Genomic DNA, 13,577 nt, shown 5'->3' with positions numbered 1-13,577 from the left:
GTATACACCCTTGGGCCAGCCTCGCCAGGGGTCGAAGTCGTGGTAAAACGTGTAGTCCTTGGCCAACCATCAAACGTTCAGGTCGCAATGACATGACAGACATAGACACGGCTATTGCTGACTGGGAACCACTGCAGCTTGAATGGCATCAAGGCTTCGCGTTCATGGAAGGTATTCTGCTGGGCGACGGGCAAGTGCCTGATGTGTACATCATGCTCAACCCCGAAGGCGTACGACCCGGCGAGTTAGCTCAAGCTGCCAGCGCTGGGCATTATCCTCCCTCGCCCTTGCTGGCCGGCCAGCCGGTGTGGCGGCATCGACGCAATCCGTGGATCTTGCGCGATGCGCTGCGCGACTACTACCTGCTTCCGGCCTACCGGGAGCGCCACGGCTACTACGCGCTTCAGGCCCTGCCGTTTCGATTCGACAAAGGCCTGGAAAGCCTCGGCCACCAGTACTGGCGCGACGCAATCGGCGCCTATTGGTTCGGCGAGTACGCGATCACCCAAATTTCCGAAGCACGACCTGACAGCCTGGCCCTGTTGGCAGCGTCGCCAACCTCGGTGACTTCAGCCTCCGCCCTGTTCTGTGATGGGGTGAATATCTTTTTGCAGGGGCAATTGCTCGCCAGCGCCACGGCGCGGGTGCGTTATTGCAATCACCCGTCCTATCGAGTGATCGACGATCAGGTCTACAAGGGCTCCAAGCCCCTGCACCAGAAGGACGGCACGCCGCTGCCGGTCGCAAACCCGGACGACTTCCAGATGCTCGCCCAACGCTGGGGAACCGATGGGCAGTCGATCATCGTGCAAGCGCAGCAAGGCTCGAGCATTTCCTACGAGTACTTCTACTGCATCGACAATGCCGACCTGGCAACCTTCACCGTGCTGAACGAACGCTACGCCAAGGACAAGCAACGGGCCTATTACCTGACTGGCAAGACCATCCGCTACGTGGGCGATTTCCAGCTACTCAAGTGCTGGCAGCCAGCGTTCGACGCGTGCGGTCGCGTGGTCAGTGGCAGCGAGTATGAGGATGATTATTTTGCCGTGGACGACACGTTCGTCTACGCCGCCGGGACCCGCTTGCGCGACGCCCATGGCCCGAGTTTTCGCCACTTGGGGTTCGACTATTACCGTGATCAACAGCACATCTACCGGCGCCAGAAACGCCTCGATGTCGACGTAGAAAGCTTCGTGGTGACCCAGCTCTATCACAATGACCAGAATTACTCGCCCGTGCTGGCAGGTGACAAGCACGGCCCACTGGGCTCTGGCGGGATCATCGATGCGGCCATGCAAGAGGCGTGGGCTCCTTTCTTCGAAGCCCATCCGCAGTTGGAAGGTTATTGGTGGCATCGCTTGCAGGTACAGCCTGAAGCCACGCAAACGCAAACGCAGCCGCGACAGGCCATCGGTCTCGGTTTCGAACTAGGCGACCAGGTGTATTTCCATGGACGCGTGATCAATGGACTGGACGCAGCGAGTTTCAAATTGCTCGACACGCACCTGTGCGGCGATGCCCAAGGCTTGTATCTGATCCCGTTTCATAACGCGCAAACGGAAGTGCCCGAACGGTTTTCCCAGGAACCCGCAGAGCACTTCCGCTCACTCGGTTCGCCCTACCTGACGGACGGTAAAACGGTGTTCTGTCATCGGGTTTTCTATCATCCCCCCGAACCGATTCGTAAGGCACACGCGGCTACTTTTGAGTCCTGTGGGCATGGTTGGGCCAAGGACCGGGACGCGGTGTTTTACTACGGCGCAGCGAAAAAACGGCTACACCCTTCCGATACTCGCATTCTCGGCACCTATGCCGTCAGCCCCACCTTGATCCTCTCGGAAGGCAAGCCGCTGGACGTGGCATTCGATCCTGATGAAGTCCGCGTGACGCATCCCGATTTCCTGCAACTGGGCACGCGCAAGTTGTTCTGCCACCGACGGCCATTGAGCGCCAAGCGGATCGATCTGAGCACGTTGGAATTCCTGACGGACCGCTATGCCCGAGACAAGCATCGAATCTACCACTACGACGGTTATGCAACCCTGACCGAAGTTGATGAAGCGCATTATCGGGAATCGCTTGAAACCGCGTCACAGCCATAATCCCCCGCCGTGTCCTGTATGAATCGCTGTCCTTAGAAGTTGCAGCTGTATTGATACTCGAAGGGGAAGAACACTGTATCGACCACCAATGAGAACGGTGCGTCGATAAGCAAAAAAGGGATCAGCTTTCCTTTGGACGTGCCCACCAGCCACCAGTCAAAGCGCAGGCCGATGTAGGGGCATCGGTGCTTGTCGTAATCCATCCGCATGGCGGTGGCCATGCAGCCGCTTAAGCTGGTGATCAAAATCAGCAGAATCAGTTTTTGTAGCACGTAATGTCCTTATTACTTCTTTGCGAAGAGCGGCCCGGAGCATGACGGGCAGCGGATCAGCAATCTGGCAATGTCACCGCAGATCAACTGGAATGCCAGTGAGCCCTTTCAGCGGACAAACAGTCCTTTCCCGCAAGCGCTGGTTTGGCTTGAGAATGATGGCGTTCAAAGACAGGGTAGTTTTGCGCAGGCACAAAAAAGCCGATCTATCTGATCGGCTTAACTGCCTGATTTTACTCAGTGAATATGGTCGGGACGGAGTGATTCGAACACTCGACCCCTAGCACCCCATGCTGGGGACGGTAGCGACCCAAGCATTTGTTTTACAAGGATAACAGCCCTTTTCGAGGGTGACAAAACATCCGCTTTTTTGTGCTTATGCAAACGGTAAACCGTGGCCTCCAGGGGAGGTTTTGCGCAAACTCGAGGGCGCATCGTAGGTGGACACCACCAAGGCAACTGGCTAGCATCACCAAAAAAAGGAGTTGCACAATGTCTTGGCATCACCCACAACAGCTGAGATCAAGAAGCTTCACTTGTGGCCACTGTGATCACAAGGTCGGTAGCGTCGTCGGCTTTCTTTCAAATCAGAATCAGTTCATTTACATCTGCCCTCATTGTGAAAGTCCTAATTACTGGGGTAACGGAATGAGTCAGATACCCGGTACTTCACCTGGGCAGCCAGTCGCACACCTTCCGGACGATATAAATGGTTTGTACGAAGAAGCTAGAAAGTGTGCCGGTGCCGGCTCATTCACAGGTTCCGTACTTCTATGCCGCAAGCTACTGATGAACATAGGTGTGCAGGAAGGAGCAGAAGAGGGGAAGTCGTTCGTTCATTACATCGATTACTTGGCGGGAAAAGGTTTCATCCCGCCGAATGGCCGAGCGTGGGTCGATCACATACGTCAGAAAGGCAACGAGGCCACGCATGAGATTGCGCTCATGACAAGTGTCGACGCATCGGAGCTGATCACATTCACCGAAATGCTTTTAAAATTTATCTATGAGTTCCCCGCAGCAATCGCACCACGTAGCGAGTAGATGCCAGTCAAACAACCCCCTGTCGCATGCTGGAGAGCGAGGTGCAGGAACTGACCACCCAGTTACGCAAAGCGCGCCAGGACATTTTTGGCTTGGTGGAAATGCACGGGGCCGCGGCCAAGGAGTGTGCCAGGCTTCGGGCCGAACTGGAGAAAGCGAAATGGGCGTGGAATTCTGAGCACCTTCGATATGTCGAACTGATGAACAAGTCGAATGGTGAGCGCGTGGCGAATACCACGCTTATCGCCGAGCTGCACCGTCGGCTCAAGGCTTATGAAGGGGATAGACTTCCCAAGGACATAATCCCGAGCCCCCAGCCAAGGTGACTAGAGGAACAGGCGTCATGTGCGGGCGACTCTCCCAGTACACCGGCACCCAAGACTTTGTGGCTGCGCTGAGAATTGCGCGAGGTTATTGAACAGAAAATAGGCCCTTTCGGGCCCGTTCTCAAATAATACTCAGAAGATACTCTAATTCCTTACGGTACTTTGTTTGCGATTGGTTCACCTGCAGGCGACTCCCGTTAACAGTATGGAACTGACCAACCTTTAGCTTTGGAATTGGGATTCCTTCAGCCCCACTGATACGGCCAGCAGACATAAAGTCATCTGTAATTGCAAACGCGTCCGCCGGATCATCGACATCAAAAAGGTCCGGATACTTGGCAGCAACTTGATAGGCTTTTTCGACATACATTTGGGAAGCTCTATCTTTGACACCTTTCTTCGGGCTTCGGGCTCCGACCATTGTCATTACGATGGCCGCCACTCTTGGTGGCTTCATTCCGCCGGCTCGTTCAGCCCATACGTTATAGTCACTGTTAGGGTTGGCGAGCATGTCCAACGTGATATCCAGCGACTCAATAGAGTGCTCATCAACCCGAACCGGGATTATTAAAGCATCGGCCGCGCACCAAGCCAAATGAGTGCCGCCTCCGTAAAAAGGGCTGCAATCCATGAGAATTTTTTCACATTTTTTCTCTTTAGCTTCTGCTTCTAAAATAGTTTTTAAGCTAAAAAGAATATTGTGGACAGCTTTTTGATTGCTTGCCGCCATTGCTTGTTGGAGCTGCTGATACAGGGCAGAGGGGAATGCGAAAAGCTGACCATCCCCAGGAACAAAGAACCCTGGCTTGCCACCCTTGAAATGGTCGTTATAGGTGCTTACTCGATAAGAAATATCGTCGGGAACATCCCCAAATGCCGGACCAAGGACTTTTGGACGAAGTGCGTCACCTATAGTAATTTCGGGTTTCGCCCCCCTCATCAGCGACTCTGTGAAATTTCGCTGCGGACAAAGGTCGGCCATTAACGTTGAATGATGTCGAGTGAACATCCAGGCCAAGTTAAAAGAGAGGGTCGATTTCCCAATCCCTCCCCGAAGATTTGAAACCGCATAGGATTTTCTCTTAAACGACGTGGTGGCTGTGTAGCTCTCCTGCACCGAACGATCATGATTGTCAATGATTCTGGAAAGCCCTGTGCTCATGGTCCTGCTCCTCGTCTGTGTTGAGTGCAGGCTATACAAAAAAGTGCAGGTCGTCAAAAAATATGCAGGACGATAGATTTTGAGCAGGCCAACCGAAAAAGTGCAGGCCGAATAAAAGATGCTCGACGCATCCGCCAAGCCAATAAAACTCGGACCCGCGCCGGGCTTCTTACTGTACGTAATCCGTCCCGACCTAATCAGGCCTATCGCTGATTCAATCCCCTGACATACGCCTGGCATGCCTTCAGAGCGATCAACCCCCGGTCTCCGGCGTCGGTGATGGCGATAATTCGTTGAGCATGCGCTGGGTCAAGTTGGGCTCGACGGCCTCCATGAACCACGCCGACAGCGCCGGGGGTGGTAGGCACTCCGTTGCAACTGGCTGGATCCTCGGTAAGGAGGACTGACAGCCGGAGATCAGAAGTGGAAAGGCGATCGCGCAGGCGATCTTGATTACGTTGGGCATCGGTAAGTGCTCGGTGGTGGGTTTGGTCATCTGCGGCGAGCTGCTGCTCCAGGGCCAGACGCTTGCCCTGCTCTGCCTGAACTTGGTCTGCGGCAGCGCTGCCGATCTTGGCTAAGTCCGATAGGTGCGCATTGGCCTGCTCGGCCAGCCGGCTGCCGTATCGCCAGTCCTGGACCTTCCACGTAGCGCTCATGGTCAGGATCAGTGCCACAGTAATACCGGTGATCAGCAGCTTCAGCGATGCGGGACTCATGGCACATCCTTGAAGAAGACGTGATTGCCCAGGCGCAGGGTCTGGGTGGCATCCTTGGCCCAGTTCGGGGCCTTGGGCATGGTCGTGGCGTAGTAGTGAGTCGCGCCGTTGGTGATGTCAGGCTCCTGGCCGGAGATCACCAGGTCGGCCGCCCGCTGCGCCTGGGCGAACTGCTTCGGCGGGATCGACTTGGCGCCGCTCAGGTAGGGATAGTTCGGGTCGTTCTTGTTCCAGCAGCTGAACTGGTACGGCTTCAGGCAAACGCCGGCATAGTCCTCACCCCACCACGAGCGGTCCTTGCCGTCGAACACACGATTGCGAATGGTCCAGGCCACGGCGATCTGTCCGGCCAGCCCTTCACCGCGGGCTTCACCCCACAGCGTGCGGGCAAGGATGTCGCGGTCCTTCTCGGTTGCGGTCATAACTTTTCTCCAGGCAAAAAAATCCCGCTCGATGGCGGGTTGCGATGGTCGGCTCGTGTCAGATGGTTTCGGATCTGAGGAGCATCGGTGACGCGATGATTTGAGGAATTGGCGGCTCGGCCGGCCAGACCGGCGACTCGAACCACCCAGGCTGCGTCGTCACCTTGCCTAGGGCGTACTTGTAAACCTTCCAGGCTTTCAGCGGTGCGGCCAGGGCGGCCTGCTCTGCCTCCTCCTCAGGAGTCGCCTCGCCAATCTCGATGCCGTAGCCCAGGGTGTCGATGCGGTCCTGAATGCGGGAGATTTGCGTGGCGGCACGAGCATTTCGCTCGGCGAGCTCGGACTTCATCGTGGCCAACTGAGCAGCAAGGATTGCAGCAGCTTTCATTTCCTTAGTGATCAGCCTGGTCCAATCGATGACGCCATCGGTGATCGGAGTGGCTGGATCAGGTTGAGGCGGAACGTAGTCCGCCTGTTCTGGCCCAGGGAAAACCACCACGCCGTCGGGCACATTCAGCAGTGGCGATGGAAAGGCCTGCGCCTGGCTGTAGTTGCTGGGGTTGGGAAACAGCAGCGTGAGGGTCAGCTCACCGTTCACCCGTTCGATGTTGCCGGGCAACCACTGGGAATGAATCGCATCGTAGGGCAGGGTATCGCCCTCCCCAATCAGCGAAAGGTCGAACCGCACGGAGTTCAGCGTCAGAACGTCGCCCGACTTAACCGCAATCAGGGTGTCATCACGGCGTTGAGGGCTGAGAATAATTTTCATGCAAACCACCTCCCTACCGCTATGGCAGAAATGTAAGTTGAGGTTCCGCTCGCCCTGGTGAAGTAATCCCAGCCTCGCAGCGAACAACCGGAAGTTGAAGCAGCAGCACTCACCCCGCCCCAGCTGGCAGCACTACCCCACTTGAAGGCTCCGCATGTAACGACCGGTGCCGCGATAAAAGCCATGGGAAACACCCAGGAGCGCGATCCCTGGAAGACTGGACCATACGCGTCGCTGATGCTCTGGTCGGTCACAGTGATAGACAGCGTGCAAATCATCGTCCCGTCGGCGAACTTCACATAGGAGCCGTTTGGATTGCTCCCCGCCTCAATGACGGCCCCCGTCGGCACGCCGCCCACCTGAGAGACCGGGCCGAGGAGGTTCCCTGTGTCGTAGACCTTTCGCCATGGCGCCCAAGTGCTGATATCGGTTTTCAGCCGAAAGCCCAAGGCGGCTTGCGCCCCCCACCCCATGACTAGCTGAGATTCAACGTTGCTCGATCTGCGCAGATGGAAGCCCATCGGATAGGAGCCCAACAGCGGCTGGTTATGCCCCGGCGGGGCTGCGAGGGTCGAAGTAAACATCTGGTTGGCTGTGAAGAACGAGTCCATGCTGGTTGCGCCATCGTAACCTGAGCCGGTTGAACCGAGCCCAAAGTCCGCCACCTTCAGCAATCGGCCGGCCGTGGTGTCATATGCAGTGGTCGTCTTGACCAGGCCCAACGCAGCTTGGGCTTCCCCCTGAGTAGTGCCACCGGTGCCGCCCTTTGTGATCGGCAAAACTTCGTAGTTGCCTGTCGTGCCCAGTGCGGCCAGCTTGGCGCCGTAGGTGTTGACTATGGCCCGCAGTGCATCAGCCGAATCCTTCACGTAGCCCTGCATTGGCGCCAGCGCGTAGCTGCCACCAGATGCAGTCGGGCCGATGTACGGGGGGTCGATGGAAATCGCGGTGTTGCTCGCCACGTTGGTGACTTCATACCATCGTCCATCTGGCCCACGAAAGCCGAAACGGTCTTGAACACAGATCCCGTAAGTAACCCAGGCTGGATTGTTGGTCCAGGCCTCTTTCATGGTGCCGTCCCACACACCGGTATAGGTCCTGGTGAACGAGTCGTAGTTGCTTGGCACAGGCCATCTGCGCGCTTTGCACTTCGTAGTGACGGCCGGGATGTTGGTGAACTGCTCGGCGTCGAACTCGATGTACAGCAGCGCGGTGTTCGGGTAGCGCAGCTTTGCGTCGATCACCTCAGTGAAGCCGGCGATCAGCATCGTGTCGGCGATCTTGTTGCTGTTCTGGTTCGGCGTGATGCGGCGGACGCGGATCTGCCAGCCGGTGGTTGCCTCGGGCAGATCGACGCGCTTGGAGCGCTCGTAACGGGTGGTAGTCTTCCCATCCACGGCATCTGTCAGCACCTGCTGATACGCGCCACCGTCGGTAGCCACGTCGATGGCGTACTCTATCCGGTAGCCGCCAATGTTGCCTTGGTCGTCCTGGCGCTGGAGCGCGGGCCAGGCGAAGCGCAGACGCACGGCAGACAGCTGAATGTTCGTGACGGACCGGACCCAGGCTGCATCGCTGCGCAACTCAATATTCAGCGAGGTCTCGTTCTCTACCGACGGAATGCCTGGGATGTAGGTCTGGTCGACCGACCCGGAGCGCCACTCCCACTTCACGTTAGGGAAGTTGACGTTTCCGCTGGCGTCGTTGATTGGCGTGTTGTCGAGAAAGATGTTCGCTGCAGTTGGAGCCTCCTCAAACTCGCCCTCGCCCACGGCGATCAGCAGCTTGGCAATGTTCGTGGAGCGCAGGTTGTCGCTGGCCTCGGTCGGGGACTTAGGCTTTTTGTCTTCGCCCTTCGCGCCGTGAATATCGATCTTGCGTGCTGCGCCCATGCTTTCCTCCAGGCGAAAAAAAACCGCCTCGTGGGCGGTCTGCTTGCTGCGATCTCGTTACTGTTTGTCTTCGGCGTAGATCGAGGCTGAAATGATCATCCCACCCCACCGGCGCTCGCCGATGCAGATCGGGACGGGGTTGCCGCTGGCCGTGGTGTTCTTGGCGCTGCCGAAGGCGTAGGACGGGGCGTTCTCCGGTCCGGCGCTCTGCTTCAGGCCGGAGGCCTGGGGGCTGAGCATCTGGATGACGCCGCCGGCGATCAGCCCAATACCCGCAGGGGTTAAATATGGTGCAGTGACTGGAAATACATAGGAAATCGCCAGCAGAACCACGCCCACCACGGTTTGCAGTACGCCACCACGCTTACTCCCCTCGACCACCGGGACGATTCGAATCTCGCGAGTGCCGCCAAGTTCGAACTCTGCTTCACCTACGTTCCTGCGATTGCGGAACACCGCGAAGCGCATGCCCAGGGAAGCAAGCCGTTTGATTTCCTTCTCGAAGCCATCGATCGTGCAATTCAATGCCTTGAACACTTCACGAGCCGTCCCTGAATCAATCTGTCGCGGGTGGTTTCTCCCAAATTTTCGGGCGAGAGAGCCTGAAAGCTTGACCGTAGTCATGCCTCTGGCAAACGAAGCAGCAGCCATGATTTTCTCCAACCATAAAAAAACCGCCTTTCGGCGGTTTCGTATTTATCGACATTTCTGAAGCGAGTCTCGAAGCCCGCCCCGCCCCAGCTGAGACCACGCCACACGCTGGTATAGCTTTGCGACGCTGCCAGACTTGGCCTGGCTAATATCCAGCACATCGTCCGTTTGCTGTGCGAAACCGCTAACGAGTCGGTACCCGGTCGCCGTTTCGCTCATGCTCGCATTCGAGTTGTGTTCCTGCCATTCAGGAAATACACAAAGAGCAAAGGCTTTCGGCGTTTTGGCAGACGCAACAGTTACTGCCGGAGCAGAGGACATCAGATCGGATGGCGATGAGCACCCCGCCAGCAAAGCAACAGCTACCGCGCCTACGAACAATCTCATGGGGTCACTCCTGTGGAAGATGGCCACAAGATATCAGAAATGAAAAAGCCCAGCGGAGGGGCTGGGCTTTTGGGGTGATTGCTACTGACGAGCGTAACAGCTCATGCTAGCAGGGCAATAAATCTTTGCCACCATGAAACTGGCTGCTTGTGGGAGCCTAGCCCTCGCTCCTCGACTGAATCGTTATACGCCGGCACACGCAACGCCTCTATAGACGGAGCGTCGGTCTCCCTTATCCTCCAAATTTCCTCTTCCAGATCTTCAAACGATAGTCTTTTGCTCCTACGTTCAAGCTCTGTATACCGCTTGGACAGCTCAGAGCAAATCAGTCGCTTCGCGCCTGGTGACCATACAATATCCAATGCCGTGACAACCGCTGTAATCAGAGCTGCCACGCCCGCCAACTTAGGGCTGCCGGTCATAAACCCCGCAAAAGAAGAACTACCGGCCACTACATACGTAAGCTTGAATAGCCCGTCTATTTTACCGAAAAGACGAGCCTCCAATTGGAAGTACCTTGAGGCATAACGAATGTCTCCAACTGCCTCAAAATGAGATCGTTCATCAAGCCTATCCATATATCTCAGCTCTTTTGTTGCGCCGGTGGTGCACTCGGTGGAGTTGCCGGTGCCTGCGGCGCTGGCGGAGTGCGAACAGGTGGTACGTGGCTTTTGAATAGGTCTTCCTTCGACATAGCGAGCCCCCCGTGCTTTATAGTTAGGCAGAATCTACCACCGTGCGTATGGAACTGCCCAGCTCTACAATTTGCCCTACTGCAAAGCATGAATGAGCTGTCTGGGCATCCAGCATGGACGAAAGCTCAGTAACTGGATTGGATCCCATCGTAGTAGCGTTGTGCCTCCCCTCAGCCACGGCAGGAATCAACATGGCGCTCTACACACAAGAAACCGAGAAGTACCTCAAGAAAACGTCAACGACCATTCTGAGCGGAGTCAATTGGGACACCGTCCATCCAATCGGCAGCATCGTTCCAGTATCCGGAATCTATCGGTGCGAGGGCTGCGGCGATGAAATCACTTCCAACAAAGGCACGGAGTTTCCACCTCAGAATACGCACCAGCACCCAGGGTCGGCAAAGACCATCGGATGGCGCCTGATCGTCGAGACCCAAACAAAAGGCTGAAGGATTCCCCTAGTCCTTTGCCTGCAAGCCCAAGGACTGGGATTGCGCCAATTTCGGCGTGTTTATGACCTGGAGGTCAATGTGAGTGATGAATTTCAACCAAGAGAGCCCTTCTCTATAGATTGGCCTCGTCAGTACAACGTCGGTCCGTCCGATGAGCATCTACATGCAATGGGGCAGTTCATCGCAAACTATTCAGCAGTTGAGTGGCAGCTATCTGAACTTTTTGCATTTTTTATGAAGATGTCGGTTGCTGAAGCCCAAAGACTTGTTGTGGAAACCAATATTTCCATGGCGGGTATGATCAGGTACGTGCACGGTCAGGTTTCCGATGCGGGAGCGGTCGACAAGCAAGCATCAGATGACCTGCTCGCGACACTGAAGTCCTTCGATACGGTGGCGAAACTGAGACATAAAATAGTGCATTGGCAATGGGGCTTAAACGAAGGGGAAACGGCATCGTTAACGGACCTTATAAAACCGCGAAACAAAAATCCCTCCAACACATCGCTCAAACTCAAAGACCTTAGAGAGCAGTGCCATAAGCTGATGAGAATCCTCCAAGCCATCGCATTGAACGGAGCGATTATCAAAGGTCAGATGACACGGAAGCAGATTCTCGAAATCCGCAAAGATACATCTCCTGAAAAGCTCTTTCGACCGTAGCTCTTGATATTGGCCAGTCTCCAGTCTCTTCCAAAATAGCTAATCCGGCTTCCACCATCTTTTCAGAGACTGGGATGTCATCAGCGCCCAGCATCTTCCGGCGCCCGAGCAGAAAAAGTTCGTTCATGAACACCTCTGCGCTTGGTTGCATCATGTTTTTTGTGCCTGAGGATTAGGCGCGTTCGGTCCAGCCAAGGCCCGCCGAAGACGATAATTTCGCTCGGCCTGCCGTACAGGTGATGCAGCAGGAAAGGCCCTGGGCCGAAGGTCGCAGCATCTTCGCCAGGAAGCGACGGATCACCACCGAGGAAAATCCCGGCGTGGTTCGGGTGAACCGTCCGGCCCACCTCCATCACGATCATGTCGCCGCGCTGTGGCTGATCCACCCGGTAGAACCCGGCGGCCTCGTAGTTCGCCTCGTACAGGCTGGTGTTGTCCTTGTTTTCCCACCAGCCGTCGGCGCGCTTGAAGGCTTCGAACTCAAGCCCCCACTCGCGCTTGTACCAGTCGGCGCAGACCTGCCAGCAGTCCCAGGCGCCGTGGACGAACGGGCGCTTCAACAACGGCGTCTCGCCCGTGGGCACCACCGTCCGCAGGTCGCCCTCCGGCCAGCTCAGGATGTGCCAGGGCATGGTCGTGGCTTCGCACATCGCCAGGTCGCGCGGCGACGGCCGGCTGGTGGCGTCCGGGTGCGAATGAACGATGCCGATGATCTCGCCCAGGTCTTCAGCCGCGGCGTATTCCTCCGGATCGATGCTGAACTCCTCGTTCGGCTCAGTCGCGATGTTCTTGCATGGGAAGTACTGCTGCTTCCGGCCAAGGACCAGCAGCAGCCCGCAGCACTCTTTCGGGTACGGCACCAGGCAGATGCTCGACGAGCTGATGCTCTGGCATGAGATCGAGGAAGTCAGCGAGGCGGTGCAACTGCTGGTGCTGAATGGACGCGCCGAGGATCTGCCGCCGGCGCCGCTGAAGGTCAAAGGTCCGTCCGATATCATCCGTCACTACTTCCGGCAGGGAATGCGTGACCGACTGGCAGCGCTCACCGCCGAACTGGGCGAGACGAAGGATCGGACGACCATCTGGCGATTGATCGCACATGCCCACGCACTGGGCACCGAGAAGTCCGCACCGCTATTCACAATTAAGCGCCACTTTATTGAGATATCCGAAAACGTGGCGCGCAAATTACGGCAAGCAGGATTCGCCGAATCGCTTCAGATGAACGCCCAAGACGACAGCGAAAATTAGATAGCGTCATCCAAAAAGCCAAAGTAATCCTGATCACCGCAAGAGATTTTTCATTATGCCGCCCCCGATCTGAGCTTCGAAATCGTATACCAGGTTTCATCCTCATGCCCAACTTTAGTAAGCTGGAATTTCTGGACTCCAGCATTCCCACTTACGCGTACGTATGTGATTACAACATTTACTTTATCGCTCCATCCATCAGCAACTGAAAACGTTGTATATGCATCATCATAAAGCGGCTCCGCCTTCAGGCTAAAGCTAAACTCATCTGACGAGATACTTATCGTCACATCCTCGCAATAGGCACCCTTATTGATTACCTTGAACTGAAAATGAAAATCACCCTCTTCATCATGCGTCCCCGGTATAGCTTGCAGAACTAGCAATGGGTCAAGTGAGCGCTCGTGGTTATCTAAGGTTATTTTCTGAGACTCAACCATCTTCGTCTGTTGTTCTACGGAAGCCCTGAGTTCCTCTGCTTGCAGCCTCAATGCATCAGTACTTAATTTCAGCTCTCTGCCTTGTTGCAAGAAGCCAAGAACCAACCATAGAAATGCAACGGGCCCAAAGGCTCCTGCGAGAAAGTCTCCCAGCTCATTAAGCTTGAGGCATAAGAAATCATCGAATTTGTAAGCGACAATGATGGCAATAATCACCAGGTACAAAGTGGTGACCAATGCCCCCCAAAACTCTAGCTTCTTTGCCAAACCAATCTCCTTAATCCGGCTCCATGCCGGTCACCCGTAATACCCCAACCCAAACCAAAT

Annotated in this window: 16 protein-coding genes and 1 pseudogene; 6 read left to right on the top strand and 11 right to left on the bottom strand. The window is 55.9% G+C overall.

Annotation, left to right across the window (positions count from 1 at the left end):
• Positions 1-92: 92 nt before the first annotated feature.
• Positions 93-2,105 carry a DKNYY domain-containing protein gene (locus tag DTP52_RS18950; protein WP_109754713.1) on the top strand — a complete coding sequence of 671 codons (2,013 nt, stop codon included), beginning with the start codon at positions 93-95 and terminating at the stop codon, positions 2,103-2,105.
• A gap of 32 nt (positions 2,106-2,137) precedes the next feature.
• Here DTP52_RS18950 and DTP52_RS18945 read toward each other — a convergent pair whose 3' ends face one another.
• Positions 2,138-2,377: a YceK/YidQ family lipoprotein gene (locus DTP52_RS18945; RefSeq protein ID WP_109754712.1), complete on the bottom strand. Its 240-nt coding sequence runs from the start codon at positions 2,375-2,377 to the stop codon at positions 2,138-2,140.
• A 648-nt stretch (positions 2,378-3,025) separates the two neighbouring features.
• Between DTP52_RS18945 and DTP52_RS31135 the strand changes: the two genes are divergently transcribed.
• Complete coding sequence (locus tag DTP52_RS31135) at positions 3,026-3,421, top strand: DUF4145 domain-containing protein (protein ID WP_158285172.1); 396 nt, start codon at positions 3,026-3,028, stop codon at positions 3,419-3,421.
• 41 nt (positions 3,422-3,462) lie between these two features.
• On the top strand, positions 3,463-3,747 hold the full coding sequence (locus tag DTP52_RS18935) for a hypothetical protein (protein WP_256594265.1): 285 nt from the start codon (positions 3,463-3,465) through the stop codon (positions 3,745-3,747).
• A gap of 121 nt (positions 3,748-3,868) precedes the next feature.
• On the opposite strand, the gene DTP52_RS18930 is transcribed toward DTP52_RS18935, so the two are convergent.
• The 8 genes and pseudogenes from DTP52_RS18930 to DTP52_RS18895 form a co-directional block, all read right to left on the bottom strand.
• Positions 3,869-4,909 (bottom strand): ParA family protein, encoded by a 1,041-nt coding sequence (locus DTP52_RS18930; protein ID WP_109754710.1) that lies wholly within the window; start codon positions 4,907-4,909, stop codon positions 3,869-3,871.
• Between the two features lie 203 nt (positions 4,910-5,112).
• Positions 5,113-5,628 carry a lysis system i-spanin subunit Rz gene (locus DTP52_RS18925; RefSeq protein ID WP_109754709.1) on the bottom strand — a complete coding sequence of 172 codons (516 nt, stop codon included), beginning with the start codon at positions 5,626-5,628 and terminating at the stop codon, positions 5,113-5,115.
• Entirely contained in the window at positions 5,625-6,050 is a 426-nt protein-coding gene (locus tag DTP52_RS18920) for a cell wall hydrolase (protein ID WP_109754708.1), read from the bottom strand. The genes DTP52_RS18925 and DTP52_RS18920 overlap by 4 nt, the downstream gene beginning before the upstream one ends.
• A gap of 58 nt (positions 6,051-6,108) precedes the next feature.
• Positions 6,109-6,438 (bottom strand): phage tail protein, encoded by a 330-nt coding sequence (locus DTP52_RS18915; RefSeq protein ID WP_109754738.1) that lies wholly within the window; start codon positions 6,436-6,438, stop codon positions 6,109-6,111.
• Between the two features lie 1,382 nt (positions 6,439-7,820).
• Positions 7,821-8,711 (bottom strand): annotated as a pseudogene (locus DTP52_RS18910) (host specificity protein); the annotation flags it as partial.
• Between the two features lie 57 nt (positions 8,712-8,768).
• On the bottom strand, positions 8,769-9,362 hold the full coding sequence (locus DTP52_RS18905; RefSeq protein WP_109754707.1) for a tail assembly protein: 594 nt from the start codon (positions 9,360-9,362) through the stop codon (positions 8,769-8,771).
• A 45-nt stretch (positions 9,363-9,407) separates the two neighbouring features.
• Positions 9,408-9,749 carry a hypothetical protein gene (locus DTP52_RS18900; protein ID WP_109754706.1) on the bottom strand — a complete coding sequence of 114 codons (342 nt, stop codon included), beginning with the start codon at positions 9,747-9,749 and terminating at the stop codon, positions 9,408-9,410.
• A 101-nt stretch (positions 9,750-9,850) separates the two neighbouring features.
• Complete coding sequence (locus tag DTP52_RS18895; protein ID WP_109754705.1) at positions 9,851-10,327, bottom strand: hypothetical protein; 477 nt, start codon at positions 10,325-10,327, stop codon at positions 9,851-9,853.
• A 308-nt stretch (positions 10,328-10,635) separates the two neighbouring features.
• Here DTP52_RS18895 and DTP52_RS18890 point away from each other — a divergent pair, with 308 nt between their 5' ends.
• Both DTP52_RS18890 and DTP52_RS18885 read left to right on the top strand, forming a co-directional pair.
• Positions 10,636-10,893, top strand: coding sequence for a protein L (locus DTP52_RS18890; RefSeq protein WP_109754704.1), 258 nt, complete (start codon positions 10,636-10,638; stop codon positions 10,891-10,893).
• A gap of 81 nt (positions 10,894-10,974) precedes the next feature.
• The gene (locus DTP52_RS18885) at positions 10,975-11,559 is read left to right on the top strand and encodes a hypothetical protein (protein WP_146206870.1); all 585 of its coding nucleotides are present in this window, start codon (positions 10,975-10,977) and stop codon (positions 11,557-11,559) included.
• An 80-nt stretch (positions 11,560-11,639) separates the two neighbouring features.
• On the opposite strand, the gene DTP52_RS18880 is transcribed toward DTP52_RS18885, so the two are convergent.
• On the bottom strand, positions 11,640-12,419 hold the full coding sequence (locus DTP52_RS18880) for a C40 family peptidase (RefSeq protein ID WP_256594264.1): 780 nt from the start codon (positions 12,417-12,419) through the stop codon (positions 11,640-11,642).
• A gap of 7 nt (positions 12,420-12,426) precedes the next feature.
• Between DTP52_RS18880 and DTP52_RS18875 the strand changes: the two genes are divergently transcribed.
• Positions 12,427-12,810 carry a hypothetical protein gene (locus DTP52_RS18875; RefSeq protein WP_256594263.1) on the top strand — a complete coding sequence of 128 codons (384 nt, stop codon included), beginning with the start codon at positions 12,427-12,429 and terminating at the stop codon, positions 12,808-12,810.
• 53 nt (positions 12,811-12,863) lie between these two features.
• On the opposite strand, the gene DTP52_RS18870 is transcribed toward DTP52_RS18875, so the two are convergent.
• Entirely contained in the window at positions 12,864-13,517 is a 654-nt protein-coding gene (locus DTP52_RS18870) for a hypothetical protein (protein WP_109754702.1), read from the bottom strand.
• Positions 13,518-13,577 lie beyond the last annotated feature (60 nt).

Origin of the sequence: Pseudomonas sp. 43mfcvi1.1 (assembly GCF_900115935.1) — a bacterium.
GTDB classification, from domain to species: Bacteria; Pseudomonadota; Gammaproteobacteria; order Pseudomonadales; family Pseudomonadaceae; genus Aquipseudomonas; species Aquipseudomonas bijieensis.
Note: the sequence above shows the minus strand (reverse complement) of the source record. Positions and strands in the feature narration are given on the sequence as shown.

Excerpts from the sequence above, each read along its gene's own strand:
- DTP52_RS18950 (WP_109754713.1), top strand. The coding sequence starts at position 93 with ATGACAGACATAGACACGGCTATTGCTGACTGGGAACCACTGCAGCTT.
- DTP52_RS31135 (WP_158285172.1), top strand. The coding sequence starts at position 3,026 with ATGAGTCAGATACCCGGTACTTCACCTGGGCAGCCAGTCGCACACCTT.
- DTP52_RS18930 (WP_109754710.1), bottom strand. The coding sequence starts at position 4,909 with ATGAGCACAGGGCTTTCCAGAATCATTGACAATCATGATCGTTCGGTG.
- DTP52_RS18925 (WP_109754709.1), bottom strand. The coding sequence starts at position 5,628 with ATGAGTCCCGCATCGCTGAAGCTGCTGATCACCGGTATTACTGTGGCA.
- DTP52_RS18920 (WP_109754708.1), bottom strand. The coding sequence starts at position 6,050 with ATGACCGCAACCGAGAAGGACCGCGACATCCTTGCCCGCACGCTGTGG.
- DTP52_RS18915 (WP_109754738.1), bottom strand. The coding sequence starts at position 6,438 with ATGAAAGCTGCTGCAATCCTTGCTGCTCAGTTGGCCACGATGAAGTCC.
- DTP52_RS18905 (WP_109754707.1), bottom strand. The coding sequence starts at position 9,362 with ATGGCTGCTGCTTCGTTTGCCAGAGGCATGACTACGGTCAAGCTTTCA.
- DTP52_RS18900 (WP_109754706.1), bottom strand. The coding sequence starts at position 9,749 with ATGAGATTGTTCGTAGGCGCGGTAGCTGTTGCTTTGCTGGCGGGGTGC.
- DTP52_RS18895 (WP_109754705.1), bottom strand. The coding sequence starts at position 10,327 with ATGGATAGGCTTGATGAACGATCTCATTTTGAGGCAGTTGGAGACATT.
- DTP52_RS18890 (WP_109754704.1), top strand. The coding sequence starts at position 10,636 with ATGGCGCTCTACACACAAGAAACCGAGAAGTACCTCAAGAAAACGTCA.
- DTP52_RS18875 (WP_256594263.1), top strand. The coding sequence starts at position 12,427 with ATGCTCGACGAGCTGATGCTCTGGCATGAGATCGAGGAAGTCAGCGAG.